Source organism: Pseudarthrobacter cellobiosi (genome assembly GCF_023913755.1).
Taxonomy (GTDB): Bacteria; Actinomycetota; Actinomycetes; order Actinomycetales; family Micrococcaceae; genus Arthrobacter; species Arthrobacter cellobiosi.
Genome location: NZ_JAMXBJ010000050.1, coordinates 412,082 through 434,318, shown reverse-complemented (window position 1 = coordinate 434,318; position 22,237 = coordinate 412,082). Strand labels below are relative to the sequence as shown.

Annotated in this window: 37 protein-coding genes, 2 pseudogenes and 1 riboswitch; of the genes and pseudogenes, 7 read left to right on the top strand and 32 right to left on the bottom strand. The window is 63.5% G+C overall.

Annotation, left to right across the window (positions count from 1 at the left end; all coding sequences use genetic code 11):
• Positions 1-48 precede the first annotated feature (48 nt).
• From NG696_RS19490 to NG696_RS19410, 19 genes are all read right to left on the bottom strand, one after another.
• On the bottom strand, positions 49-603 hold the full coding sequence (locus NG696_RS19490; RefSeq protein ID WP_252576444.1) for a single-stranded DNA-binding protein: 555 nt from the start codon (positions 601-603) through the stop codon (positions 49-51).
• A 2-nt stretch (positions 604-605) separates the two neighbouring features.
• Positions 606-1,529 (bottom strand): hypothetical protein, encoded by a 924-nt coding sequence (locus tag NG696_RS19485; protein ID WP_252576443.1) that lies wholly within the window; start codon positions 1,527-1,529, stop codon positions 606-608.
• The gene (locus NG696_RS19480) at positions 1,526-2,347 is read right to left on the bottom strand and encodes a hypothetical protein (protein WP_252576441.1); all 822 of its coding nucleotides are present in this window, start codon (positions 2,345-2,347) and stop codon (positions 1,526-1,528) included. The genes NG696_RS19485 and NG696_RS19480 overlap by 4 nt, the downstream gene beginning before the upstream one ends.
• The gene (locus NG696_RS19475) at positions 2,344-2,517 is read right to left on the bottom strand and encodes a hypothetical protein (RefSeq protein WP_252576440.1); all 174 of its coding nucleotides are present in this window, start codon (positions 2,515-2,517) and stop codon (positions 2,344-2,346) included. Before NG696_RS19475 ends, NG696_RS19480 begins: the two co-directional genes overlap by 4 nt.
• Positions 2,514-2,699 (bottom strand): hypothetical protein, encoded by a 186-nt coding sequence (locus NG696_RS19470; RefSeq protein WP_252576438.1) that lies wholly within the window; start codon positions 2,697-2,699, stop codon positions 2,514-2,516. The genes NG696_RS19475 and NG696_RS19470 overlap by 4 nt, the downstream gene beginning before the upstream one ends.
• Positions 2,696-3,901: a hypothetical protein gene (locus tag NG696_RS19465; RefSeq protein ID WP_252576437.1), complete on the bottom strand. Its 1,206-nt coding sequence runs from the start codon at positions 3,899-3,901 to the stop codon at positions 2,696-2,698. The genes NG696_RS19470 and NG696_RS19465 overlap by 4 nt, the downstream gene beginning before the upstream one ends.
• Before the next feature lie 104 nt (positions 3,902-4,005).
• Positions 4,006-4,356, bottom strand: a complete 351-nt coding sequence (locus NG696_RS19460; protein ID WP_252576436.1) for a hypothetical protein — start codon at positions 4,354-4,356, stop codon at positions 4,006-4,008.
• Positions 4,353-4,643: a hypothetical protein gene (locus tag NG696_RS19455; protein WP_252576435.1), complete on the bottom strand. Its 291-nt coding sequence runs from the start codon at positions 4,641-4,643 to the stop codon at positions 4,353-4,355. The genes NG696_RS19460 and NG696_RS19455 overlap by 4 nt, the downstream gene beginning before the upstream one ends.
• A complete protein-coding gene (locus NG696_RS20860) occupies positions 4,640-4,762 on the bottom strand; it encodes a hypothetical protein (RefSeq protein ID WP_256472347.1) in 123 nt (40 codons plus the stop codon). The genes NG696_RS19455 and NG696_RS20860 overlap by 4 nt, the downstream gene beginning before the upstream one ends.
• Positions 4,759-4,956: a hypothetical protein gene (locus NG696_RS19450; protein WP_252576434.1), complete on the bottom strand. Its 198-nt coding sequence runs from the start codon at positions 4,954-4,956 to the stop codon at positions 4,759-4,761. The genes NG696_RS20860 and NG696_RS19450 overlap by 4 nt, the downstream gene beginning before the upstream one ends.
• Positions 4,953-5,147: a hypothetical protein gene (locus tag NG696_RS19445; RefSeq protein WP_252576433.1), complete on the bottom strand. Its 195-nt coding sequence runs from the start codon at positions 5,145-5,147 to the stop codon at positions 4,953-4,955. The genes NG696_RS19450 and NG696_RS19445 overlap by 4 nt, the downstream gene beginning before the upstream one ends.
• Entirely contained in the window at positions 5,144-5,536 is a 393-nt protein-coding gene (locus NG696_RS19440) for a hypothetical protein (protein ID WP_252576432.1), read from the bottom strand. Before NG696_RS19440 ends, NG696_RS19445 begins: the two co-directional genes overlap by 4 nt.
• Positions 5,533-5,919, bottom strand: coding sequence for a hypothetical protein (locus tag NG696_RS19435; protein WP_252576431.1), 387 nt, complete (start codon positions 5,917-5,919; stop codon positions 5,533-5,535). The genes NG696_RS19440 and NG696_RS19435 overlap by 4 nt, the downstream gene beginning before the upstream one ends.
• On the bottom strand, positions 5,919-6,098 hold the full coding sequence (locus NG696_RS19430; RefSeq protein ID WP_252576429.1) for a hypothetical protein: 180 nt from the start codon (positions 6,096-6,098) through the stop codon (positions 5,919-5,921). Before NG696_RS19430 ends, NG696_RS19435 begins: the two co-directional genes overlap by 1 nt.
• Before the next feature lie 87 nt (positions 6,099-6,185).
• Positions 6,186-6,425: a helix-turn-helix domain-containing protein gene (locus NG696_RS19425; protein WP_252576428.1), complete on the bottom strand. Its 240-nt coding sequence runs from the start codon at positions 6,423-6,425 to the stop codon at positions 6,186-6,188.
• Positions 6,422-6,640 (bottom strand): hypothetical protein, encoded by a 219-nt coding sequence (locus NG696_RS19420; protein WP_252576426.1) that lies wholly within the window; start codon positions 6,638-6,640, stop codon positions 6,422-6,424. The genes NG696_RS19425 and NG696_RS19420 overlap by 4 nt, the downstream gene beginning before the upstream one ends.
• Complete coding sequence (locus NG696_RS20855; protein ID WP_256472346.1) at positions 6,618-6,749, bottom strand: hypothetical protein; 132 nt, start codon at positions 6,747-6,749, stop codon at positions 6,618-6,620. Before NG696_RS20855 ends, NG696_RS19420 begins: the two co-directional genes overlap by 23 nt.
• On the bottom strand, positions 6,746-6,985 hold the full coding sequence (locus NG696_RS19415) for a hypothetical protein (RefSeq protein WP_252576425.1): 240 nt from the start codon (positions 6,983-6,985) through the stop codon (positions 6,746-6,748). The genes NG696_RS20855 and NG696_RS19415 overlap by 4 nt, the downstream gene beginning before the upstream one ends.
• Positions 6,982-7,293 carry a hypothetical protein gene (locus NG696_RS19410; RefSeq protein WP_252576424.1) on the bottom strand — a complete coding sequence of 104 codons (312 nt, stop codon included), beginning with the start codon at positions 7,291-7,293 and terminating at the stop codon, positions 6,982-6,984. The genes NG696_RS19415 and NG696_RS19410 overlap by 4 nt, the downstream gene beginning before the upstream one ends.
• 249 nt (positions 7,294-7,542) lie before the next feature.
• Here NG696_RS19410 and NG696_RS19405 point away from each other — a divergent pair, with 249 nt between their 5' ends.
• The 4 genes from NG696_RS19405 (at position 7,543) to NG696_RS19390 (ending at position 9,369) form a co-directional block, all read left to right on the top strand.
• On the top strand, positions 7,543-8,037 hold the full coding sequence (locus NG696_RS19405) for a hypothetical protein (RefSeq protein WP_252576422.1): 495 nt from the start codon (positions 7,543-7,545) through the stop codon (positions 8,035-8,037).
• A gap of 297 nt (positions 8,038-8,334) precedes the next feature.
• Complete coding sequence (locus NG696_RS19400; RefSeq protein ID WP_252576421.1) at positions 8,335-8,586, top strand: hypothetical protein; 252 nt, start codon at positions 8,335-8,337, stop codon at positions 8,584-8,586.
• Between the two features lie 22 nt (positions 8,587-8,608).
• The gene (locus tag NG696_RS19395) at positions 8,609-9,001 is read left to right on the top strand and encodes a hypothetical protein (RefSeq protein WP_252576419.1); all 393 of its coding nucleotides are present in this window, start codon (positions 8,609-8,611) and stop codon (positions 8,999-9,001) included.
• Positions 8,998-9,369, top strand: coding sequence for a hypothetical protein (locus NG696_RS19390; RefSeq protein ID WP_252576417.1), 372 nt, complete (start codon positions 8,998-9,000; stop codon positions 9,367-9,369). Before NG696_RS19395 ends, NG696_RS19390 begins: the two co-directional genes overlap by 4 nt.
• 55 nt (positions 9,370-9,424) lie before the next feature.
• Here the strand turns inward: NG696_RS19390 and NG696_RS19385 are convergent, their stop codons facing one another.
• From NG696_RS19385 to NG696_RS21210, 5 genes and pseudogenes are all read right to left on the bottom strand, one after another.
• Positions 9,425-9,787, bottom strand: coding sequence for a hypothetical protein (locus NG696_RS19385; RefSeq protein ID WP_252576415.1), 363 nt, complete (start codon positions 9,785-9,787; stop codon positions 9,425-9,427).
• Entirely contained in the window at positions 9,784-10,065 is a 282-nt protein-coding gene (locus NG696_RS19380; protein ID WP_252576413.1) for a hypothetical protein, read from the bottom strand. The genes NG696_RS19385 and NG696_RS19380 overlap by 4 nt, the downstream gene beginning before the upstream one ends.
• Positions 10,062-10,211, bottom strand: a complete 150-nt coding sequence (locus NG696_RS19375) for a hypothetical protein (protein WP_252576412.1) — start codon at positions 10,209-10,211, stop codon at positions 10,062-10,064. Before NG696_RS19375 ends, NG696_RS19380 begins: the two co-directional genes overlap by 4 nt.
• A complete protein-coding gene (locus NG696_RS19370) occupies positions 10,208-10,735 on the bottom strand; it encodes a hypothetical protein (RefSeq protein ID WP_252576410.1) in 528 nt (175 codons plus the stop codon). Before NG696_RS19370 ends, NG696_RS19375 begins: the two co-directional genes overlap by 4 nt.
• A 224-nt stretch (positions 10,736-10,959) precedes the next feature.
• Positions 10,960-11,094: pseudogene (locus NG696_RS21210) on the bottom strand (IS481 family transposase); the annotation flags it as partial.
• 445 nt (positions 11,095-11,539) lie between these two features.
• Here NG696_RS21210 and NG696_RS19365 point away from each other — a divergent pair.
• Positions 11,540-12,796, top strand: coding sequence for an acyltransferase family protein (locus tag NG696_RS19365; protein ID WP_252576408.1), 1,257 nt, complete (start codon positions 11,540-11,542; stop codon positions 12,794-12,796).
• 382 nt (positions 12,797-13,178) lie between these two features.
• Positions 13,179-14,157: pseudogene (locus NG696_RS19360) on the top strand (S1C family serine protease).
• Between the two features lie 5 nt (positions 14,158-14,162).
• On the opposite strand, the gene NG696_RS19355 reads toward NG696_RS19360, so the two are convergent.
• Both NG696_RS19355 and NG696_RS19350 read right to left on the bottom strand, forming a co-directional pair.
• Positions 14,163-14,300, bottom strand: coding sequence for a hypothetical protein (locus NG696_RS19355; RefSeq protein WP_252576407.1), 138 nt, complete (start codon positions 14,298-14,300; stop codon positions 14,163-14,165).
• Positions 14,301-14,381: 81 nt separating this feature from the next.
• Positions 14,382-14,750: a hypothetical protein gene (locus NG696_RS19350; RefSeq protein ID WP_252576405.1), complete on the bottom strand. Its 369-nt coding sequence runs from the start codon at positions 14,748-14,750 to the stop codon at positions 14,382-14,384.
• Positions 14,751-15,490: 740 nt separating this feature from the next.
• Between NG696_RS19350 and NG696_RS19345 the strand changes: the two genes are divergently transcribed.
• Positions 15,491-17,071: a hypothetical protein gene (locus tag NG696_RS19345; protein WP_252576403.1), complete on the top strand. Its 1,581-nt coding sequence runs from the start codon at positions 15,491-15,493 to the stop codon at positions 17,069-17,071.
• A 91-nt stretch (positions 17,072-17,162) separates the two neighbouring features.
• Here NG696_RS19345 and NG696_RS19340 read toward each other — a convergent pair whose 3' ends face one another.
• From NG696_RS19340 to hisN, 6 genes are all read right to left on the bottom strand, one after another.
• Positions 17,163-17,561, bottom strand: a complete 399-nt coding sequence (locus NG696_RS19340; RefSeq protein WP_252564983.1) for a fluoride efflux transporter FluC — start codon at positions 17,559-17,561, stop codon at positions 17,163-17,165.
• Positions 17,558-17,992, bottom strand: coding sequence for a fluoride efflux transporter FluC (locus NG696_RS19335; protein ID WP_252564985.1), 435 nt, complete (start codon positions 17,990-17,992; stop codon positions 17,558-17,560). Before NG696_RS19335 ends, NG696_RS19340 begins: the two co-directional genes overlap by 4 nt.
• A complete protein-coding gene (locus NG696_RS19330; protein WP_252564986.1) occupies positions 17,993-18,706 on the bottom strand; it encodes a metal-dependent transcriptional regulator in 714 nt (237 codons plus the stop codon).
• Positions 18,707-18,737: 31 nt separating this feature from the next.
• Positions 18,738-19,496 (bottom strand): class I SAM-dependent methyltransferase, encoded by a 759-nt coding sequence (locus NG696_RS19325; protein ID WP_252576401.1) that lies wholly within the window; start codon positions 19,494-19,496, stop codon positions 18,738-18,740.
• Between the two features lie 145 nt (positions 19,497-19,641).
• Positions 19,642-21,012 carry an aminotransferase class V-fold PLP-dependent enzyme gene (locus NG696_RS19320; RefSeq protein WP_252576603.1) on the bottom strand — a complete coding sequence of 457 codons (1,371 nt, stop codon included), beginning with the start codon at positions 21,010-21,012 and terminating at the stop codon, positions 19,642-19,644.
• A 119-nt stretch (positions 21,013-21,131) separates the two neighbouring features.
• A riboswitch (SAM riboswitch) is annotated at positions 21,132-21,245 on the bottom strand.
• Positions 21,246-21,401: 156 nt separating this feature from the next.
• Complete coding sequence (gene hisN, locus NG696_RS19315) at positions 21,402-22,214, bottom strand: histidinol-phosphatase (protein WP_104061136.1); 813 nt, start codon at positions 22,212-22,214, stop codon at positions 21,402-21,404.
• Between the last annotated feature and the right edge of the window lie 23 nt (positions 22,215-22,237).

Sequence of the window (22,237 nt, the reverse complement as noted above, 5' to 3'; positions counted from 1 at the left end):
TCTCCTGTTGGTGGTCAACGCGCAACACGGTGGGTAAAAAAGGGGGGCCTAAAAAGGCGGCTCGACGTCGGGGCCGTTACCCCAACCGCCCGCGTTGGATGTGGGAGTCGTAGCCCACGGATCTTCCTGTGATGCTTGCGCACTAGAACCGCCGAAGCCTCCATTCGAGCCATTCGAGGTTTGACTAGAACCGCCGCCGAATCCGCCGCCTGCAGCCTGGCCGCCGCCGTTGCCACTCCGCTGGGCGCGGTTGACCTTTGCGTTGGCGAACCGGAGAGACGGCCCGATTTCGTCAATCTCGAATTCAATGACGGTGCGCTTCTCGCCTTCTTTTGTGTCGTAGCTGCGGGACTTGAGGCGGCCCTGGGCCACGACGCGCATGCCCTTGGTCAGTGACTCGGCCACGTTCTCGGCCATCTCGCGCCACACGGCGGAGCGGAGGAACAGAGTCTCCCCGTCAACGAATTCATTCTTCTGCCGGTCGAAGGTCTTCGGCGTGGAAGCGATGGTGAAGTTGGCGACGGCGGATCCGGACGGCGTGAACCTCAGCTCCGGGTCATTCGTGAGGTTGCCTACTACGGTGATGATGGTTTCGTTTGCCATGGTTACGCTGCGTCCGTTTCGTGTTCGTCGATGAGTCGGTGGGCTTCGGATTTGGTCAGGTCCCTGGATGACTCGATGGAGCGGCCCAGGTAGGTGGAGAGGTAGTTGAGCTTGTCCTCCCGGTCACTGAGGCCTTGCTCTTGGAGGATGATGTTGAGCTTGGTGAGCTGCGCGGTGGTGATCCCCGGCTCAGCAGTGTCGGGCTCATCTTCCGGCGCGGGTTCTGCATCGTCGGCCGGCGCGTCGTGCACGGCGGCGGGGAGCTCCGGTGCGGGCTGCTGCTTGCGGGTGACGGTCCGCTTAGCCTTCGGCGCTTCGGTGGCCGTGCTGGTGCCCGTCTCGCCGAGGTCGTCCAGTTCCACCTCTTCCACCGAGGTAGCGGCGATGCCCGTCAGGACGTCGGGGGCGATGACCCGGCAGATTTCCGCCTGGCACTTTGCCGTGAGCATGGCGATGGGGTCGGACTGGTATTTCTTGTTCGACGTGTAGCCGGCCTTCTGGGCGCGAGCGATGGTCCACTCAACGCGGGTGTATGTGGTGTCGCCCTTGCGCTTGCCTTCGTAGATGACGCTCTGTTCCGTGGCTTGGATGCGGCGGATGGTGTGGCCTGCCTGCATGACCAGCGCGGCCATCGTGCGGGCGTACATGGAGGGTCGGCCGGAGACGACAAAGATGTTCGCCAGCGCGTTCATCGGGTCCAGCCCGAGGGACTTCCCGGCGAGGATCGCGGCGGCCGCGGCTTCCGGCTTCCCACGGAATGATGCCGGAACGAACTCGGTGCTGCAGAGGGCGGTGCCGAGCTGGTGCGCGGCGGAGAGTTCCTGCGCCCACTCCATGAGTGAGATGGTCGTGGCCGTTGGGGCGACGGTGGGTGTCCCGAACTGGGCAACTTGTCCGGGCTGCTGGGTGATGGCTACTTCGCTCATGCTGCTTCGCTTCCTTCGATGGCTGGGATGGTGAGGGGTTCGGTGATGATCGCGTCGCGGAGCTTCGCGGTCTTGTGGGTGTAGGCGGCAGCAAGAAACATCTGGTAATGCTGGTCGATTTCTTCCGGGTTGCGCGCCAGCTCGTAGAGTGCCGTGCCGTCCGGGGTCACGTGCGCCACGTACGTGGCAACGATTTCCGGGAGTGGGTGCTCGTTGCCTTCCTCATCGATGTAGAACTCGGCCTTGGAGTATGCGGCGGTCTGCAGTGCAGTCTCGCCGTATACACCCTTGGAGGTTTTGAGGTCGATCTGGATTGGCTTGCCATCGGCCAGGAAGGGTGAGGTGCAGAACAGGTCGAACTTGCCCGCGTACCAGTCCTTGCGGCTGGCGACCGGCCGCTCGGTCAGGAGTGTGGTGATCTGCCATTTGTCGAGGAAGTCGGCGTAGCCCTCCACGTAGGGGATGAGTTCTTCCGGGACGTCGACCGCTTCGCCGGTGTTGTGGAGGACTTCGGCGTGGTCGTGGACGGCGGTGCCGCGCACTCCGGCTTCGTCGCGGACCTTCGTGGGCAGTTCCTTGAGCTCGCGGATTGCGGATTCGGGATCACCGGCCAGGAGCTCGTCGAGGCGTGCGCGGTTGTCCGGGTCGGTGACCCACTCGGCAACAACGCGGGGGGCCCAGCGCACGAGTGCCGGCTTGGGGATTCCGCCGCCGATGATGGTGGTCACGCCGGTGACGGGTAGGCCGTCGAGCTTGTAGCGGTGTCCGTTGTGCGTGAACGTCAGGCCCTTGGCGGGCGTGGCCGTCTTGACGCTCATCCTCCCACCTCCACGTATTGGGCTTCGATGCCGAGGTCGCGGCCGCCGCAGGCTCGGGCGGCTTCTTTGGCGCGGTGTTCGTCTTGGCCGTAGGTGCCGATGACTTCGCCGGTTTCGCCGTAGACGATCCATTCGGCGTATGGTGCGTCGTCTTGTGGTTCCCAGCTCATCGGGTGGCCTCCAATTTCTCTTGCCACGCGTCGAGGCGGGCACTGGATGGGTTGACGTGGCCGGATGTGACTTCGGCTTGGGTATGCGGTGCGCCGTCGTGCTCGCAGGTGCAGGCCTCGCAGATGTGGTGGTTGTTGTCGCAGATGCCGGCGCCGCGGCAGTAGCACTGGTCGGGGCTCATGCCGCTACTTCGCCGTCTTCGATAGTGATGCCGAAGTCGCCGGTTTCGTTGACGATTTCGATGAACACCTGGAAGTCTGCGTCGGCGGCCATTGTCTCCAGTGCGGTGAGGCTGTCGGAGTCGAGGTCGTTGCCGTTGCGGACGATGAGGACCCGGAGTTCCGGGTTGAGTGCGATCATCATGGCCGCGGAGACGAGGACCTTCTCAGCGGATGACGCGCGGTTGAAGGGGCGGCCCTTGTAGAGCACGCCTTCTTCGTCGAAGCTGAGGTCATCGACGGGGAAGATTGCGGCGGCGAGGCCGTCAGCTTTGCGCTTGTCGATGGCGGCGAGCTTGGCGGTCAGGTCGTCGGAGGCTGCGTCGGCATCCTTCAGCGAGGCTTCGAGTCGAGCCTTTTCCTGCGCGGCCCGGACTTGTGCGTTGGTGACTTCGGCGCCGTCGATCTTGTGCTGAATGGTGTCGACGTCGACGGGGGCGGGAGCCTTGGCGGAGTAGTCGGATGCGTTGTCCAGCTGCTCCTGCGCGGTCGCAAGCTCTGCTGTCAGCTGTTCGACTCTTCTGGTCCAGGTGCTTACGGCGGCGTCCGCTTCGATGATCTTGGCGTTGAGCGCCTGACCTTCGCGGTAGGCCGTGACGAGCGCGGAGACGCTGACCTCTTCGGCGGGCAGGTCGGCGGGAAGGGCGAGGAACCTTGCGACCTGCGCGGTGAGTTCCTTCTCGCGCCGGTTGGCTTCGGTGCGCTGATCGAAGATCGCCTTGCGTTCGTCCTCCAGAGTGGCCGGGTCGAAGGGTAGCTCCACGAGGCCGAGAAGTGTCTTGAGCTGGTCCTTGTCGTTGAGGCTGGCGAACTGTGAGGCGTCGAGTCCAAGGGAGCCGATGAGGGAGTCCAGCTTGGCCTGCCCGTACTTGGCGCCGTCGGCTGCCTTGATGACGAGCTTGGAGCCGGCCGGGGTGTAGGTGCGGGTGACCTGCAGGCCGTCGTCAGTTTCGACGGTGATGGCTGCCTTGTCGGCGCCGTCGTTGATGGGGCGGGTGATGACTCTGCCGTTGTGCCCGCAGATGGCGGCTTCGAGTCCGTCAAGGATGCTCGACTTTCCCTGCTTGTTCTTGCCAGCGAGGGCGACGAGCGAGCCGGAGGGTGCGATCTGGACGTAGTTGAGTCGCTGGAACTTGCTGAACTCTGCGAACGTGAGCTTGCTCATTTGGTTTACCTCTCAAGGGGGATCTTGCGGGAAGGTGATAAGTAGACTCTACATGCTTGTAATGACAATTTGTAGTGTTTCCAGCACTAAACATCCACCAATTTTCAGGCTTCAAGCAATGTCAGTCCGGGCCGGTGGAGCGTGGCGGGGTCCAGGCCTTCGGGGTGGACGCCTCTCCGGCGTCTCGCGGCCCACAATCTCTGGAGCTCTTGCCGGGCCTGCTCGATTTCGGCGTCGCTCATGGTGTGCCGGTAGACGCGCTCTTCCTTGCTCGTGGTGCCTTTGGTGATGAGCCGGGTCTTGCCCTTGAGGAACCGGTAGCAAGTCGTGCACGTCCCATCCAACGTGATAGCGGCGATGACCCCGGCCGGGAGGTTCGTGGGCCGGACCCGGAAGTTACCGACACGGGCAGGAACGAACGTGCGGCGGTTGCATCGGGGGCATTTCAAGCTCATTTGGAACCTCCTACGGGTCCGAGGATGGTGACTGCTTCGCTGGCGGGGGTGGTGGTGTCGCATCCGAAGCATCTTCCCGTCATGTTGGCGAGGACGGCGGCGATGAATCCTTGGCAGGCGGCGAACACGCCGGAGTCGTACGGGCATGATGGGCAGTGCACGCGGACGTAGTGGCTTGCGGGGCTGTCGGTGTGGAGCGGGTGGAGCCCGTGCTGGGTATGTTCGCAGGGCACGGCGTCCATCTCGCCGACGAGTGCTGAGATGTCCAGGTCGAGTGAGGTGCTCATCGTGCCACCACCAGGAACACGGTCCATGCGGCCGGGGTGATGACGAGCGCGAGGATGGCGCCGAGTGCACCGAATACGAGTTCCCCGCGGCGGGTCAGGCGGATCGGCTGGCGGCTCACTTCTCCACCTCGATCACGAACATGTGTGCGGGCAGATTGCCTTCGGCTTCGTTGGCGGCGGTTAGGATCCGGCCGGCGAACTTCTTTGCGACGTCGGCCGACATGCTCAGGTAGTTGTCCTGGCCGAGGTCGATGAGGATGGTCTTACTGTTCGGCAGTGCGTGAATCTTGGGGTTGAACGTTCTCTCGGTCATATCGTCGCGGCCTCTGCTTTGAGTCGGGTGAGGCCTGCTTCGAGTTCGGCGGAGGCTTCCCGGTTGGCGGGGGTGGGGTTGGTGGATGCCCGTTTTTGGGCGATCGTGACGCGGCGTTCGGCGGCGCGGATCCGGCGCGCGTACCCAGCAGGGGAGATGACCATGCTGGCCGAGTACATGGCGGCGGTCATGGCTGCACCCGCAGGAGGGCGCGTGCCTGCTTGGTCGCCGTGCGCATCCGCTTAGGCTTGGCCTGCCACCATTCCATCCCGTCGCCCTTGAGGATCTCGTTGCGCAGCTTGCAGACCTTCTCCTCGAAGGGCAGGTTCTCCTCGTACCACTTGGCCATTGCAAGGTGAGCCACGGCGCGGCGGTACTCGTTGCTGACGGAGTGGTTGGCGCCGAGGTTTGATGTGGACGGGAGTGGGACGCTCCGCTTGATCAAGGATCCGTAGAGGGCCATCTTGTCTATGCCGTCGCAGTAGGCGAGTAGTTCGTCCTCGTTGGTCTTTATCTCGGGAAGGTCGGTGGGTGGGATCACGATGTAACCCTGCGCTTCGAGTTCTTCGATGGTGCTCACGCCGCCACCTGCCGATCGTCTGTTGCGCGGAACGCGGCGACCTGGAGCAGCTCGGCGATGTTGTCGCGGAGGGTTTGGTTGAGTTCGTCGCGGAGGTCGGGGCGGTTGTCGATCGTCAGTGCGGTGTTCATGACGATGCGGTGGTGGGTGCCGGCGTCGACGGACTGGATCTCTTCGAGGGTGGTGACGAGTTCGCGGAGGTCGGCGATGGCTTTCTGGGAGATGTCGGCCCCCGTCTCGGCGTCGAGCATCTTGGCGAGGTTTTCGACGCGGCGGTCCCATACGGTGCCGGGTTCGTCCCAGGTGGTGTCTTCGATGAACTGGCGGCACTGGGAGAGGATGACGGCGCGGGCGTGGCGTTCGGTGGTTTTGCGGATGGACATTATGCGGCCTCGACTACTCGGTAGCTGATGTGTTCGTAGAGGTTGCGGCGGTGCTTGCCCCAGCCAGTGTGGATGGTGCCGCCGTTTGCTGCGAGGGTGAGGCCCTGTTCGCGGATTTCTTCGCGGGTGAGTTTGGCGGCGTGCTTGCCGAAGACGGGTTCAACGTAGGGGAGTTGCATGGCGGTTCTCCTATCTGGTGGGGCGGTGGGTGCATGGGCGGTGGACGCGGATGTTGCCGGTGGTTTCCCACGTTCCGGCGCATCTGTTCATGACGGTCTCCTTGTTCTGCGGCGTGTGGTCCGCTCTGGTGGTGGGGTTGCTTCTGATGTGGTGAGGATGGTGTCGAGGTGGGTTTCGGTGAAGCGGATGGTGCGGGGGCCGAAGTCGAGTGATGGCCAGGTTCCGGTGCGGGCTTTGGTGCGGACGGTGCGGGGGTCGATCTGGAGGATGTCCGCGAGCTGGGCGACCGTGTAGGTGCGGGGCGCCTCCGTCGGCGCTGCGGTCACGGTCTGGTTTCCCGGAGGCTCATGAGGCCGCGGGCGATTCGGACACGCCGTTCGAGGAGTTTGAACGCTTCCTCAGCGGTGAGGTTCCGATGGCGTCCCCACGCCGTGGGCGGTTCCACGAGGTTCTTGCCGCCGCGGTCGGTGACGAGTCGCATGACCCGCCAGCCGGTGGAGTGTTGCGGGAGGGTGGTCTTAGCGCTGGTGGTGAGCAACATGATGTTCCTTCGGGATGAGGTTCATGACGGCGGTGCGGGTGTCGGCCAGCGGGAGGTCGGCGTTGATGACGGCGTGGACTGCGTGGCGGAGGGCTTCGGCGTAGGTCATGCGGATGCCAGCCATGATCTGCGCGGGCCGGTGACTTTGCGGATGATCCGCGCCTTGGATGCTTCGGCGAACAATGCTCCCCACATGCAGGCGACGGGCGGTTTCGGGAGGCCGTGCGCGATGAGGGACCGGGCGTCGCAGGGGTGGCCGGCGAGTGCTGCGGCCTCGAGCGCGGCGAACGCCTGGCTGGTCCAATCGGGGGCGGTCGGGGATTCGAGGACTGCGGGGCGGGTCATGGCTTGCTCCTGGTGGATGGGACGTCGCGGGTGACGGTGACGACTTTGGGTGTGAAGAGTGCGTTTGCGGGGAGTTTGAATAGTTCGGCGATGGCGAGGGCGACGTCGTGGTTGACGGTGTTGCGGGCGCCGGATCGGAGGTGGCCGATGGTGGATTTGCTGATGCGGGCTTTGGAGCGTTTGCGAATGAGGACGTGCTGCACGGATTCGGTGAGGGTCCTCACGGTGTAGCCGTTCGCCTTCATGATCTGGGCGAACAGGTCGGCGTTGCTGAGTTTGATGTCGAGCCTTTCGGTGGTGGTGCGCATGGTGTCTCCTTGGTGGGGTGTGTTCTTCCTATACACGTAACACTCGACCGTTGAGACCTGCTGAGTCGTGGTGTGTTGATACGAAACACATTACACGTTTGTGATCGGCTCTGTCTACAACTTATTTAATCCAATCGTTGGATTTGCCTACGGGGTTATGGAAACACCGGAATTACAACGCTGGTATTTGTGGACGGGTCCGTAAAATGTTCCATTGACACACGTAACAGCAACAGGAAGATTGAAGCCATGACAGCAATACCGGGGCCCTGGATGGACCTCATGCAGAAGGTGGGCATCACCTCAATCCGGCAGCTCGCAAAAGTCGCCGGACTGCCGGACCATACGCGGGCCAATGCGGTCATCATGACGGGCGCTACAACCTCCGTGGAGAACATGGAGAAGCTGGCCTCCGCGCTCCGGGTCCCTGTTGAACAGCTGTACCGGATTACCTCCGGTGTGGCTGCCAGGCCGCTCACAATGCCGGCCGGTACGGAGAAGCTGTCAGAACGTCAGAAGAACGCAGTAGCGGAAATGGTCCGCACTATGGTCGAGGAGAAGGAATATGTCGAAAAGCTGGAAAAACTTGTGGACAAGAAGAGTCCCGCCACGGCCGAACATGTTCAGGAGAAGAGTGAAGGCCGGCTGATGTCGGCGACGGAACAGTACGAATTGGCGGCGCGTCGGGAGCTCTTTCCGCGCCAGCCCAGGGGCCGCGCAAAACCTGCGGAAAAACACGACTGAACCTGCGGAAATCCAGTGTCCACAAATGTATATTCTGCGTGTTGCGAACACTGAAATTTAATCCAATACTTGGGCTACTGGATTCCATGGGGGGATCCTCGGGGGCCTGGGAGTAACTCGGTGGACGGTGTGGTTTTGGGTGTTATGCCCAGTCGGGTTTTAGGCTATTACGATCACGCTACGGGCCTGATTCATGCGGATGAGCGGCTCGATCGACATCAGAGACGCTTGACTGTTACGCATGAAAGATTCCATAAGTTCCTGAAGCATGAGCCGTGCGGCGCTCCGGGTGTCAGGATGGCACGGGAGATCAGGGTCGAGAAGATGACGGCTGAGTATTTCATCCCATTTCGGGCACTATTGGATGCTTATATTGCGTGCAGTGATGTCAGCGCGTTGGCGGTGATGTTGAATGTGGATTGCGAGCTGGTTTATGCGCGGCTCATGGGCCTCTCGAAGCTTGAGCGGCTGATGCTGGATGTGTGCGCGGTTCGGTGTATCGGTGTGGAGTTGTCGGCGGAGCATCCGGAAGGTGTTCTCGTTGCGTAGGAACTGAACCAGGTCGGCCCGGATGGGCTGGCCCCTTATTGAAGGCGGAACGTTGAAGAGGTTTCTTTGGGCACCTGTGTTGGTATTGGCCCTGGCTGGTTGTGGCGGCCCGGCGAAGGATGCGACGTATGAGAGTGCGTCGAAGCTGCGGGAGGCTGTTGTGGCGTCCGGTGTGGAGTGTCCCGGCGACGCGTCGGATAAGTCGGACAGCGGCGATGAGGACTTCCTGAAGTGCTCCAGCGATCTCGGGTTGCATGTCTTCAAGACGGATGACGCGATGATTACTGGGAAGGTCATGACGGGGTTTACCAAGACGCCGTCACTCCAAGGTCCCCGCTGGTTGATCCAGTCGGAGGACGAAAGCATGTTGGCGAAGATCAAGGACAAGCTGGGCGGTTCGGTGGTGGTGCCGTGACCGGCCCGACGCTCGCGGCCCTGATTGCGGAGTTGAAGGGGGATCGTTCGTTCCGGGAGTTGAAGGACCGGGCGGCATCGTTGGGCGCACTTTCGACTCTGTCGTCGTGGCAGCAGTGGGGGTCCCCGGACTTTGAGCGGAAGCTGTTGCCGGATCCGGTGACGGTGCGCGCGTTCGCCCGCGGCCTTGGCGTGTCGGAGACTGACGTGTTGTTGGCTGCGGCGCGTCAGGTCGGCTTGGATGTGGGGGAGGGGAACCGGACAGACCTGGTACTCCCCGGCGCCGGCCAACTCCCACCGGAGGACCGCAACGTTCTAGCCTCACTCGCGGCCGTGCTCGTTGCGAAGGGTGGAGCTTCAGGCGGCTGAGGTTTGATAATCAACCGATGCTGGATATGCAGAATTGTTCCGGCCGCGGAACCATTCAGGCGAGCGGAAGTGCCATCTGCCCAGCCAGCGCTACGGCGGCAGCCTTCGTGGCGGCCCGCGTCTCGGAGTGGTGGCCTTTGTCGTAGTGGAGGTGGCAGCCCTGGCACATCGCCTTCAGGTTGTCGTCCTCGCAGTTCTCCGGGGTGTGGTCAAGGTGCGCCGTGGTGAGCACGACGTTGGAGCCGGTGCCGTAAGCGGGCATCCCGTGACGGTTCGGGCAACGGTCGCCGTGAGTGCCCCGCCCGCACTCGCCTAAGCATTCGCACTGGCCGTTGGCCCGCTCGAACCGGATGCGTGCGCTGATCTCTCGCCAGTCCTCCGGGTAGCGCAGTTTCTCGCTGGCGCGGATCGGGCTCACTCGGCGGGCCTGTAGGTGGCGGCCCGGTCGCGGAGCCAGCGCGCGACGTCGCCCCGTGTCGCGCCATGCGCCAATCCGATCCCACTGAATGGCTCAATCAGGTCGGCGACTTCCTCCAGCGCGGCCGACTGTGCCGCTGCCAGCATGTGCGGGGCTGCGGCTGTGAGGATGTAGCCCGCCAGCGCCTCAGCCTCTTTGCCCCTGAGTGACAGGCCGCGGCGCTCAAGGAAGTTCGTGATCCACGGGACCGCCGCCTCGACAGCCTCTGCCGGGATCACTTGGCGGACCTTTCTGCACAGGCGTACCAGATCGCGGCCGCGAAGCCATGGAAGATCATGTCGTGCGTATCGCGCTCAAGGAAGTTCGCCAGAAAGAGGACCGCATTGATGACGAATGCGCTGAGGTAGAACCACTTTGCGATCACTTGGCGGCCTCATGCAGGACGGTAGCGGGGAGGATAGAGCTGCCGTCCTTGGTTGAGCGGACAAATCCGCCGTCGCCGCACTTCCATTGCTGGTACTCGTCGAACGGCGCCGGGTATGCCGGGTAGTGCTGGAACGCTCGCCCGTTGTGAAGCACGACGGACCCTACCGGCAGCGCGTCCAGTTCCTCCGCCTTCGTGATGGTGCGGGGCTTGCTGGCTTCAAGCGCTTCCTCGGCATTGACGCGCGCCTGGTGAGGGGTGAGCTTTCCCGCGCGCTGCAAGTTCATGATGTAGCGCTTGCCGTCCGACGCCTTCACTTCCATCTCCAGATAGTTCGGGGCGTTGTGCCCGTCCAGTGCATCGCGCATGGCATCCGCAATGAACAGCAGCGTGTCGGCCGTCTCCGGGCCTCCGGCGTGAGTCCTGATTTCAAAACCGTTCGGCGTAGCGCCCATGCTGTCGAGCATCAGTTCGTCGGTCGAGCGCGCGGGGGAGTTTTCGACTGCTTCGGGGGTTGTGGTCATGGTCCAATTCTATCGCGGATGGTGTTCGGAGTGGTCGGTTTTGGTGGTGGAAACGTGTGAAAATCGTGTCATCACGGATGACATCGGCGTGTTTTGTGTGTTCATAGAAACGCGCTAATGTCCCTAAATGCAACAACTCTGATGACGCGGTTTCAGTGTCTATATGGGATTTTGGGGGGTTCAATTCCCCCCATCTCCACATTTGTGATGAGTCGACACATCCTTCACGGATGAGTCGGGTCATCGGTTACACCCCGGTCTTCGGACCGGGGTGTTTTTCTTTGTCTGGGCTGGTAGTTCCGGGTGGGGTCGATTCTGTGTTCCCGGATGCTCTATCCAGTGGCTGCGTCGTTGATGGTGCCGCCCGGGAGGGAACAGCGAATAAATTGCAGGAAGTAGCAGGCCGAGTGGCCCCAAGACGTTGGCTTCGAGCGCGGCATCAGCGGTGATCAGGGTTAGCACAAGGGCCATGCGGCCAGACGCGACTCCGCTGCGCTGTCGCCTTCGGAGGTTTTCGGACCAAGACGAAAGCCAACGAGGCACTGCTGCACGCGGAGGTCGGCGCGTGGGCCGCGGGCACGTACTGGTGCAGGCGACTGGGCATGTCGACTAACTCAGGGCCGCTCCCCGGCGCGGATCCCGCAATGCCGCGTGCCCCATCCTGGTGGCAACGTGCCTGCCTTACATCGAGCGACATGTCCGTCGGCCCTCGATGTATGCTTGAACCGCGTTCGGAAAGCTTTGGGGGCCGCCGAGTCCGACGTCTAACTCCCTCTGGTTGGCCGAAACAACAATAGGCAGCTGATGACTTACCCCACCTCGACGCCGCGGCCGCCTCGGCTTCGATCCCTCGATGGTTGTCGCGGGCTGGCCGCACTGATCGTCGTGATCCACCATTCCGCGCTGACCGTTCCGGATTTCGCGAATCTGTACTTTACGCGGGAAACACCTGCGGAAGGGACGCTGCTCTGGTGGTTGAACGCTACCCCGTTGAAGATCTTCACTGCCGGCGGCGAGGCGGTCCTGCTGTTCTTCGTCCTGAGCGGGCTTGTTGTGTCACTGCCTGTTCTTCGGGCCAAGTCCTTCGACTGGATCGCCTACTACGTCGCAAGGACGCTTCGTCTATGGGTGCCGGTGGCAGCTTCCCTACTTCTTGCCAGCCTCTGGGTAACACTTGTCACAATTGACCCTGCGACGACTGTCAGCAAATGGGTCAGCTCATCTGACGTTCCGCTGCTTGAGTGGCAAGAAGTTGTTCGTGGTTTTGATGCCGTTCGTGGACCAACGCGGATCAACAACCCACTTTGGTCGCTGCAATGGGAGTTCCTGTTCTCATTGCTGCTGCCGGTCTTCGTTGGAATCGCCGTAGTACTGAGACGGTGGACTGTCGCGACGACGATTGCCTGCACAGCCCTCTCTGTTGTCGGTGCGATGAACGAAATCGGCTTCATGACCTTCCTCTCGGCTTTCCTTGCGGGGGCGGTAATGGCCTTTCCCGTGATGGCCAGGACCCGACGTTACCGTCCACGGCGCACATCGCTCTTGACCCGAGCAGGCTGGTTTGGATGCTTCTCTGTGGGAGTCCTGCTGATGTGCGCTTATTGGCCGATGCATATTGGTGGCGTCACTGATCCGCTCACGCTGGCGATTGGCAAGGCATTGAGTATTCCGGGTGCTGTGCTCATCGTCCTCTGCGCCGTATTCTCAAGGACTGCCACTCGTTTCCTTGAGTGGGGACTCATTCAGTGGCTGGGTAAGATATCTTTCAGCCTCTATTTGGTCCATGTCCCGATTATCCTTCTATTCAGCCGCCTGCTAGGTGCCGATCATTGGATGCGGGCGCTGCTGTTCGCTATTCCTATATCGGTTGTCGTCGCCTGGCTGTTCTCCAAGGTTGTCGAACTTCCTGCGCACCGCCTGAGTAAGCGTGCAGGACGGTTCGCAAGTGCGAAATTCAGAGAATACGTGTCTTCCAGTCACGCCGCCGGCGAGGCGCCCTCTGACGCTGCGGGCGTCCTCCAGCTCGGAACGAATGGAAGCCCCGCACCGCCAGGGCGTTGACGCAGGGCCTTAGAATACGTTGGACACTATGCCGTCGGCGGGCAGGCGCCCACTTACGAGGCTGCAGCGCGATGGTGGTGGCGCGGGCGCCGTTGAGTAGCGGGAATAGGGCGATGACCGGGAACACGGACAGGTGGGCTAGGGCCAAACGGGGGTTCAATTCCCCCATCACCACATTTTGAATGTCGCAAGACATTGCCAGAAGACCCGGACCCCGCGTCCGGGTCTTTTGGCATCTAAACGCCCTGTTGAGCATCCTGTTCACCGACGGCGTAGCCGTTCCGGGACTACGCGGGGCCACGCCATGGTTGTCGCCAATAAGCTCCGGCGCAGCACCAAGGTCTGGAATCCGGAGGCAGTAACGCCAGCCAGGAGGTGCTCCATGGACGCCGCGCAGGAACCCAATTCAGCAGCGGCCGACGACGGTCCCCTGGACTCGTATTCGGAGACCGTCATGCGCGTGGCTGAGACGGTCACCCCGCATGTTGCGGCCATTGAAATGACCGGCAACCGCCGCAATGGCCGGTTCCGCCTGGGTGCCGGCTCGGCGGTGCTCTTCACGGAAGACGGCTACCTGCTGACCAATTCGCACGTCGTAGCCGGCACAAACCAAGGCCACGCCGCCTTTGCGGACGGCAGCCGGACCGATCTTGAACTGGTGGGCATGGATCCGTTGTCCGACCTCGCGGTGGTCCATGGCCGGCCGCCAAAAGTAGCCCCGGCGCAGTTCGGGGACGCCGAGACGCTGCGGGTGGGCCAGCTGGTCATTGCGGTGGGCAATCCCCTTGGACTGGCAGGATCGGTCACCGCAGGAGTGGTCAGCGGTCTGGGGCGGGCCATCCCAGTGTGGTCCGGCGGCAACCGGCGCGTGATCGAGGACGTCATCCAGACCGACGCCGCACTCAACGCAGGCAGTTCCGGCGGCGCCCTGGCCGATACGCACGGCCACATCGTGGGAATCAATACCGCGGTGGCCGGCGCCGGGCTGGGCCTGGCCGTGCCTATCAACGCCACCACACGGCGCATCATCGCAGCGCCTGAAGGACGGCCGCGTAAGGCGTGCCTATCTCGGCGTTGTCAGCACACCGTTCCGGCTCAATGCCAGCGCGGTGATCAGGACGGGACAACGGGACGGGCTGCGCGTGGCGGAGGTCCTGGCAGGTTCGCCTGCAGATCGCGGGGGCCTGCGGGCGGGTGACGTCATCCTGACAGCCGGAAGCCGCCCCGTCAGCAACGCCGAAAGCCTCCAGAAGCTGCTGTTCGCCGATGCGATCGGCCAGCCGCTGGCGATTCGAGTGCTGAGGGACGGCCAGGAAGTGGACATTGTGGCAGTGCCCGAAGAGATGGCCGGGAACGGGTAATACCGCTACCGGCGCTTCTTCAGGTGCGCTACCGGGTCCTGCGGGCCTTCAATCGGGCTCTTGGCCTTCTTGTCGGCGCGTTTTTCCTTGATGGTTTTGACCGGCTTCTTGTGCAGCTGCTGGTGTGGTGACTTGTCCGGCATGGCGTGCTCCTTACAACGGGGGACAGGCTGCGTCCCACTTCGTAAAATACGCCTGTTCAGCCCCGAATGTAATGCCCCGAATCAGTCCGGAACTGCAACGTCCGCGATGCCCACAAAACGGGTCCCGACGCCGTCGAACTCGCTCCTGATGAGGCCCGGCCGCAGCGGCGGCACCTCATCCAGGGCATGGTGCTCGCACACCACATACGTGAATTCCGGCCACCATTTTTTGGGCCGGGCAGCTTCCTCGTAGCCGCAGACGGCGCATTCCAGGTGCACCCAGACCGGACGCTTGCCGGTCCGGTTGGCCCGCGACTGGATCAGCCATGCCGGCGGGTTGTCCAGGATTTCGCCCAGCTCCGCCTCGGTCAGTCGTTTCGGGATGCCATGGCGCTGGGCCATTTCCATCGGTACATCAAGGGCAATTGCCGCGTCGCGTCTGCTAATCATCAGAGTCAACGATACGGGACCGGGACAAACATGGGCCGATAGGGGAAATGGACAAAAACGAGTACCCACTACTCGGGACAGCCTTAGGTGCCAATCAATAGACTCTACGGACCGGCCGGGATCAATGCCGACGGCAGTTGGGGCAGAGACCAAGTCCTAACCGGGAACAGGTACTGCCGCGCCCTCCATAGACGTTGAGCGAGGGATTGCTTTGGTGTCCGATCCTACCCAGGAGAGCTGCAATGAAAGTGAAGCGTTCTATCAGTTGGCTGATTACTCTCATGGTTTTGGCGACATGCGTTGCTGGAACTGGTTTCGCTGCTTCCAGCAGAGCCGAGGCCGCCACCACGTACGGGCATCCGAGTATCAGCTATGCAGGAGTCGGCAAGCCTCCCACATCGGACAAGCCGCAAAGCAAGCTCTGGTGGAATGATGGCTCCTGGTGGGCCGACATGTGGACGACAGACAGCGGGTGGCACATCTATCGGCTGGACCGTAGCTCCCAGACATGGGTGGATACGGGGCTGCTTAATGACAGGCGGGCAAACACTCTGGCGGACACGCTATGGGACGGCAGTCACCTGTACATCGCCTCCCATTTGGTCACTCTGACCAATGAAACAACACCACTGCCTTCAGTATCAGGACCTGCCTACCTCTATAGGTACAGCTATTCCGGCGGAAAATACACGCTGGACAGTGGTTTTCCGACTGTCATCACCAACAACAGCAGCGAGTCAATGACTATAGCCCAGGACACCACCGGTGCTGTCTGGGCCACGTGGACGCAGGTTGCCGGCGACCCAGTCGCCGGGTTCACCAACACGGTTTACGTCAACAACTCCGCTCCTGGCGGCACAAGCTGGGCAACTCCGTTTATTATTCCGGTTTCCAACCCGAATCCAGCACCCGATGACATCTCAGCCATCGTCGCATACGGCGAGAAGAAAATCGGGGTGATGTGGACCGACCAGCGAACAGGGTCCGTGTGGTGGGCCACGCGCACCGATGGTACTGCAGCGACCTCAACGTCGTCATGGAAAGTCCAGTCCGCGACCAAGGGCACAGGACTGGCCGATGACCATCTTAACCTCAAATCACTGCAGGCCGACTCCGCTGGCAGGGTCTTCGCCGCGGTGAAGACCAATCTCGACGTTACCTCTACAGATCCGACGCTGGCCCAGTTGGTGCTACTGGTTTTCAAACCAGGCACCGGCTCCTTCTCGACGTCGACGATTTCACTCACCGGCGATTGCACGACTCGGCCGCAAATTGTGCTTGACCCCGAAAACAACCTCGTCCACGCGTTCCAAACAGGACCCTCATCGACGGTCAACGGTTGCGCTTTTGACGGCGTGGAGGGCAGCATTTATGAGAAGACTGCGTCCATGGACAACCCCGTATTTGCAGCGGGCCGGGGCACACCCATCATGGAGGATCCCGCTTCTCCCAACATTAACAATGTGACCACCAGCAAGCAGTCGGTGAACAGCAAGACGGGCCTCGTGGTGATGGCCAGCGACGACGTGGCCAAGCGCTACTGGTTCGCTGACAGGCCCATCGGTGTGGCGCCGGTTCCAACGGCTCCCGGGACGTTCGTGCCGATCGCCCCGACACGGTTCCTGGACACCCGTGACGCGGTCCCTGTCGGTGCCGATTCGGCAGTGTCCTTCAAAGTCGGCGGGGTTGCCGGGATACCGGCGAAGGTCTCGGCGGTGGTCTTCAACATGACGGTGACACAGCCCCAAGACTTCGGGTTTATCGCTGCCTACCCCTCCGGAACAGCTCGGCCCAACGCCTCGAACGAAAACTTCTACCCGGGTCAGACCGTACCAAATTCGGTCACCGTCCCAGTCGGCGCTGACGGGAAAGTCACGCTCTTCAACCGGTCCAACGGCACCACTCACCTCATCGCTGACGTCGCCGGGTATTACATAGCTGGAACCCCGGCCGTCCCCGGAGCGTTCGCACCTGTGGTCCCCTCACGGTTCCTGGACACCCGTGACACGGTCCCTGTCGGTGCCGATTCGGCAGTGTCCTTCAAAGTCGGCGGGGTTGCCGGGATACCGGCGAAGGTCTCGGCGGTGGTCTTCAACATGACGGTGACACAGCCCCAAGACTTCGGGTTTATCGCTGCCTACCCCTCCGGAACAACCCGGCCCAACGCCTCGAACGAAAACTTCTACCCGGGTCAGACCGTGCCAAACTCGGTCACCGTCCGTGTCGGGGGCGATGGAAAAGTCGCCCTGTTCAACCGTTCCAACGGCACGACCCACCTCATCGCCGACGTCGCAGGCTACTTCCTCTCCGGCACGCCGTAACGGTAGGAACCCGGGGTGGATCCAGCTCTCGCGGATCCAATCCGGGTAGTCAGTTCATCGCCCTCGCCTCGTAGGTTCGGAACACAACCACCTACGAGGCGAGGGCTATGCCCAAGGCCGCCGCGGCGAATCCCGCGGCCAGGTTGGCGCCGATATTCAGGACGGCGGCACCGAACCGCGACTCGCTCAGCAGCCGCACCGTGGCGGTCGTCCAGGAACTGAACGTGGTGAGCCCGCCCGCAAGGCCGGTGGCGACGGCGGCCTGCCACTCGGGTGCCAGGCCGAGCCGTCCGGTGATGCCGATGGAGAGCCCGATAATCAGGCACCCGGTCACGTTGACGGTGAGCGTGGCCCACGGCCAGTGCCGCGGCGTACCGCTGGCGGTGACAGCTTCACGCTGCGCCCCGCGGTGAGCGAACCAGCTGTCGACGGCGAAGCGCAGCAGGGCGCCCGCCATGCCGAACACTCCCACCAGGACCGCGCCCATCATGATGCTGCCCCCAGCCGGTCGGCCTGCAGCCGGTCAGCGAAAAGCCGCCCGGTCCGCCAGCCGCCGGCCGCAGCGCCCAGGCCAAGCAGTAGGGACAGCCCCAGGTAGGCAATCCACACGGGGTGCTCGCCGGCCCGGGCCAGCTGGTCCACCGAGAAAACCACAGCTGAGAACGTTGTGAACGAGCCCAGAAGGCCGGGCCCCAGGCCGGCGCGGAGCCAGAATGCCGTCAGCGGCCTGGCCATCCAGACCGTCGTCAGGGCAGCCAGCACAAAGCTGCCAGCTACGTTGATACCCAGGGTGGCCCAGGGCATTGCCCCCGCGGATTCCGGAAACGCGAGTCCCAGGCCGTACCGCAGTTCCGTTCCGGCCAGGCCGCCCACCGCCACGGCCAGCCAGGCCCGCGAGTGCGGGACGCGGGCGTTTGGCATTCAGCTGCCGCTGAGGGTGCAGCCGGCATGGGGGTGGTCGCTGTGGACCCAGAGCGCCGCGGTGACTTCATCCGCGAGGTCGTAGTCCCGCTTCCTGCCGGCGTTGCTGATCCGCACCACGAGGGCGCCGCCGAACGGCTTGCGGCCCACTACCTCCACCTCGGCGTCGAGGTCAATTTCCTCGGCGGAAAGATACCGCAGCAGATCCGGGTTCTCGTCGCTGATGCGGGTGATCCGGCCGGTGTGCCCGGGATCGAGTTCGCCGAGCAGATGGGCTTCGGGCAGCAGCACCGTGCCGTCCGCGGCGGGGATCGGGTCACCGTGCGGGTCACGTTGCGGGTTGCCCAGTTTGGCCGCCATGCGTTCAATAAATGTGTCCGACACCGCATGCTCCAGCAGTTCGGCTTCGTCATGGACTTCGTCCCAGCTGTAGCCGAGCTCCTGCACGAGGTAGGTCTCAATGAGGCGGTGCCGGCGCACCATGGACAGCGCCAGCCGTACTCCGGATTCCGTGAGGGTGATGGCGCTGTACGGTTTGTGGTCCACCAGGCCCTGGTCCTTGAGCTTTCGGACCATCTCCGAGACCGAGGAATTGGCCACACCCAGCCGCTGTGCGAGCTGCGAGGACGTGATGGGTTTGTCCTGCCACTCCGTGAAGCCGTAGATAACCTTGACGTAGTCCTCGATCGAGGAGGAGGGCGCACTGGTCTTCACGTCTCCAAGCCTACCCGGTGGTCGGTGGCCGTCACGCCTTTCCGGCCCGCCACGTCAGCGTCAGGTACGGCAGACTGATCTCCTCTTCGGCGGCGTGCCCCAGGTGTTCGTGCAGGTACCAGTCAAGATTGGCGAGGACCCTGCCGCGCGTGGCTTTGCCGGCGCGCAGATAATAGCTGCGGGACTTCGTCAGTTCCATGATGTCCGCCGTGCTGAGGCTGTCCTCCCAGCGGGTCACATGGCTTTCGAGGCCTTGGAACTCCGGCCCCACCACCGGGCGGAAGCCGGGCTTGTAGACATCGCCGGCGTGCATGATGCGGGACAGCCGGTGGACCCATGGAATCGAGGTGTCCAGCTGGTTCCAGATCAGCCCCAGCGTGCCGCCGGGCCGCAGGATCCGCGCCAGCTCGGTGCTCGCCGGCAGCGGATCGCACCAGTGCCACGCCTGCGCAACGCTGACGACGTCGAACGTGGAGTCAGCGAGGCCGGTTGCCTCGGCGGTCCCCTGGGTCGCGGCCACCGCCGGGTAGTGGGCCCGCAGCTGTTCAAGCATGTCCGGCGATGGGTCCACGGCCGAAACCGCCAGGCCGCGTTTCAGCAGCAGGGCGGTGAACTTGCCGGTCCCGGCGCCCACGTCCACGGCGTCCCTGGCCCCGGCCGGGATCAGCCAGTCCGCTGATTCGGCAGGGTAGCCAGGGCGTACGCGCTGGTAATGTTCGCCGCCGTCCTGGAAGCTCTGTCCGAGTTCCAGACGGCGTCCGTGCTCAAGTCTGGGGCCACCCCGTGCCACGTGCGGCCTCCTTCAGCTGATGCCCATGCGCATCCTTCGAATTTACCGCATGGGCCGCAGCCGTCTGATCAGCCGCCCGGTCAGCCGGCCGCCTGGTCAGCCGGCCGCCTGGTCAGGTAAGCGTCAGTCAGACGTAAAAGCCCAGTCAGTCGTCAAGGCACGGCGCCGCGCCGGCCGTGCCGGGCGTGTTGGGCGCCCAGTGCGGGTAAGTGCGGGTGTCGTTGGCCGGAACCCAGCGGCCCGCGTCCACCACGTAGTCCCAGCCCAGGCCGGTCCGGCGGAGCTGTTCCAGGCCTGCAAGGAGCCGCTGGGCATCCTCCAACCGTGAGCCCACCCCGAGGCTGGCCCGCAGCGAACCTGACGGAAGGCCCAGGCGCTTGAGCAGCGGGTGCGCGCAGAAGCGGCCGTCGCGGAGGCCAACGCCATGCTCGGCCGACAGGTAGGCCGCCACAAGTCCGGCGTCGTACCCCGCCACGGAGAAGTTCACCACACCGATGGTCCCGGTTTCAGCGTCCGTGTCCGAGAAGATCTGGTGCACCGTGACGCCGTCGACCTTCCCGAGCCCGTCCACCAGGAATGACCTGATGGCCGCCTCATGGGCGTGCCAGCGGTCCTGGTCCAGGGACGCGATGACCTGGGTGGCACGGGCCAGGGTGGCCGCGCCCAGGACGTTGGGGGAGCCGCCCTCGTGCCGGGCCGGACCTGTGGCCCAGCTGACGCCGTCGAGCTTTGCCTCGCGGACGGCACCGCCGCCGGCGAGGTGGGGAGTACCGGCGTCGAGCCAGTCGGTGCGGCCCACCAGAACCCCGGAACCGAACGGCGCATAGAGCTTGTGGCCGGAGAAGGCGAGGTAGTCGACGTCGTCGGCACTGATATTGATGCGCCGGTGCGGCGCGAGCTGCGCGGCGTCCACCACGATGCGCGCGCCGTACTCGTGGGCCAGGGCGGCCAGGGCCCTGATCGGAAGGATCTCGCCGGTCACGTTGGACGCACCCGTGACCGCGAGCAGGCTGACGTTGCCCTGCTCAAGTTCGGCGCGGAGGACCTCGATGGTCCCCGCGATGGTGTCCGCGGCGACGACGCTGCGGTGTGGGACGCCCTGCCACGGCAGCAGGTTGGCGTGGTGCTCGATGTCCAGGTAGAGGACGTCACCATTCGGCCGCCCGTCCGTCGCCGGCAGGCAACCCGCCAGCAGGTTCAGCGAGTCGGTGGTGTTCCGGGTGAAGATGACGGAGTCGTCCGGGCGCCCGCCCACAAAGTCGCGCACGATGTTCCGGGCGTTCTCGTAGACGGAGGTGCTGATCTGCGACGCAAAGCCGGCGCCGCGGTGGACGCTGGCGTAGAACGGCAGGATTTCGTTGAGGTAGGCGGACACCACGGAGAGGGCGGGCGCGGATGCGCCGTAGTCCAGGTTTGCGTAGCGAACATGGCCGCCCTGGATCAGCGGCGCCTGGATCTCCGCGCCGGTGACAGCGGAGAGGGGCTGCCCGGCGATGGCGGCGGCCTCGTTGAACAGCGCAGCGGCGTTGACGGGGGCAGCGTTGTTGGGCGAGACAGGGTTGGGAGAAACAGTGTTGGGGGAGACGGTGGCAGCTGTCACGGAGACCTCACTCTAAAAGGACTCCCGGTACCGGGAATCCGCGCTTGCCGTGTCCATTCCGGACCGGCCTGGTCGTCACCCGGGGCACCCCACCGCGAATGGAGGGTTGCCGGCCAGCAAACCGGGGTTTAGCGCTGGCACTCGTGACCTGTTAAGAGCGTAGAACATCTGCCGCTGCAGAAAGGAAGCCGGCCCAATGTTAAGGACTTTGTTACGCGCGTTTGAGGAACCGCACATTTGTCGAAGATACGACGGCGGACGCCCCCTTGAGGAGGCGTCCGCCGTCGATAATTCGAAAAAAGTGCCTAGAGAAGATCGTCCAGGTCCGGGTTCAGCCGCTTGAGCACCTCTGAGTGCAGGATGGAGTTCGTGGCCAGAGCGTTTCCGCCGAACGGCCCGTCCTGTCCCTCCAGGGAGGTGAAGCGGCCGCCGGCTTCCACCACGATGGGCACGAGGGCAGCCATGTCGTAGAGGTTCAGTTCGGGCTCGCAGGCGATGTCCACGGAACCTTCGGCCACCATGCAGTAGGACCAGAAATCGCCGTAGGCGCGTGTGCGCCACACGTCCTCGGTCAGGCCCAGGAACTCATCCAGGTTGCCGCGCTCCTTCCAGCCGCCCAGGCTGGAGTAGGACAGGGAGGCATCCGAAAGCTTGGAGACGTCCGAGACCCGGAGCCGCGTTGCGGCGGCGAGGGACTTGCCCATGTACGCGCCGGAACCCTTGGCGGCCCACCAGCGCTTGCCCAGCGCGGGCGCGCTGACCACTCCCACCACGGGTTCACCTTCGTCCACGAGGGCGATCAGGGTGGCCCAAACCGGGACGCCGCGGACAAAGTTCTTGGTGCCGTCGATGGGATCAATGATCCAGCGGCGGGAGCCATGGCCCGAACTGCCGAATTCCTCGCCCAGCACGGCGTCGCGGGGACGCGAGCGGGACAGCTGGCCGCGGATGGCTTCCTCCGCGGACTTGTCCGCGTCCGTAACCGGCGTCAGGTCCGGCTTGGTCTCGATGCGGAGGTCCAGTGCCTTGAAGCGGCTCATGGTCTGGTCATCCACGGAATCTGCCAGCACATGGGCAAGGCGCAAGTCATCGTTGTAGCTCGAAGCGGGTTGGATCATGGTTCCAAACTACCGTCTCCGGA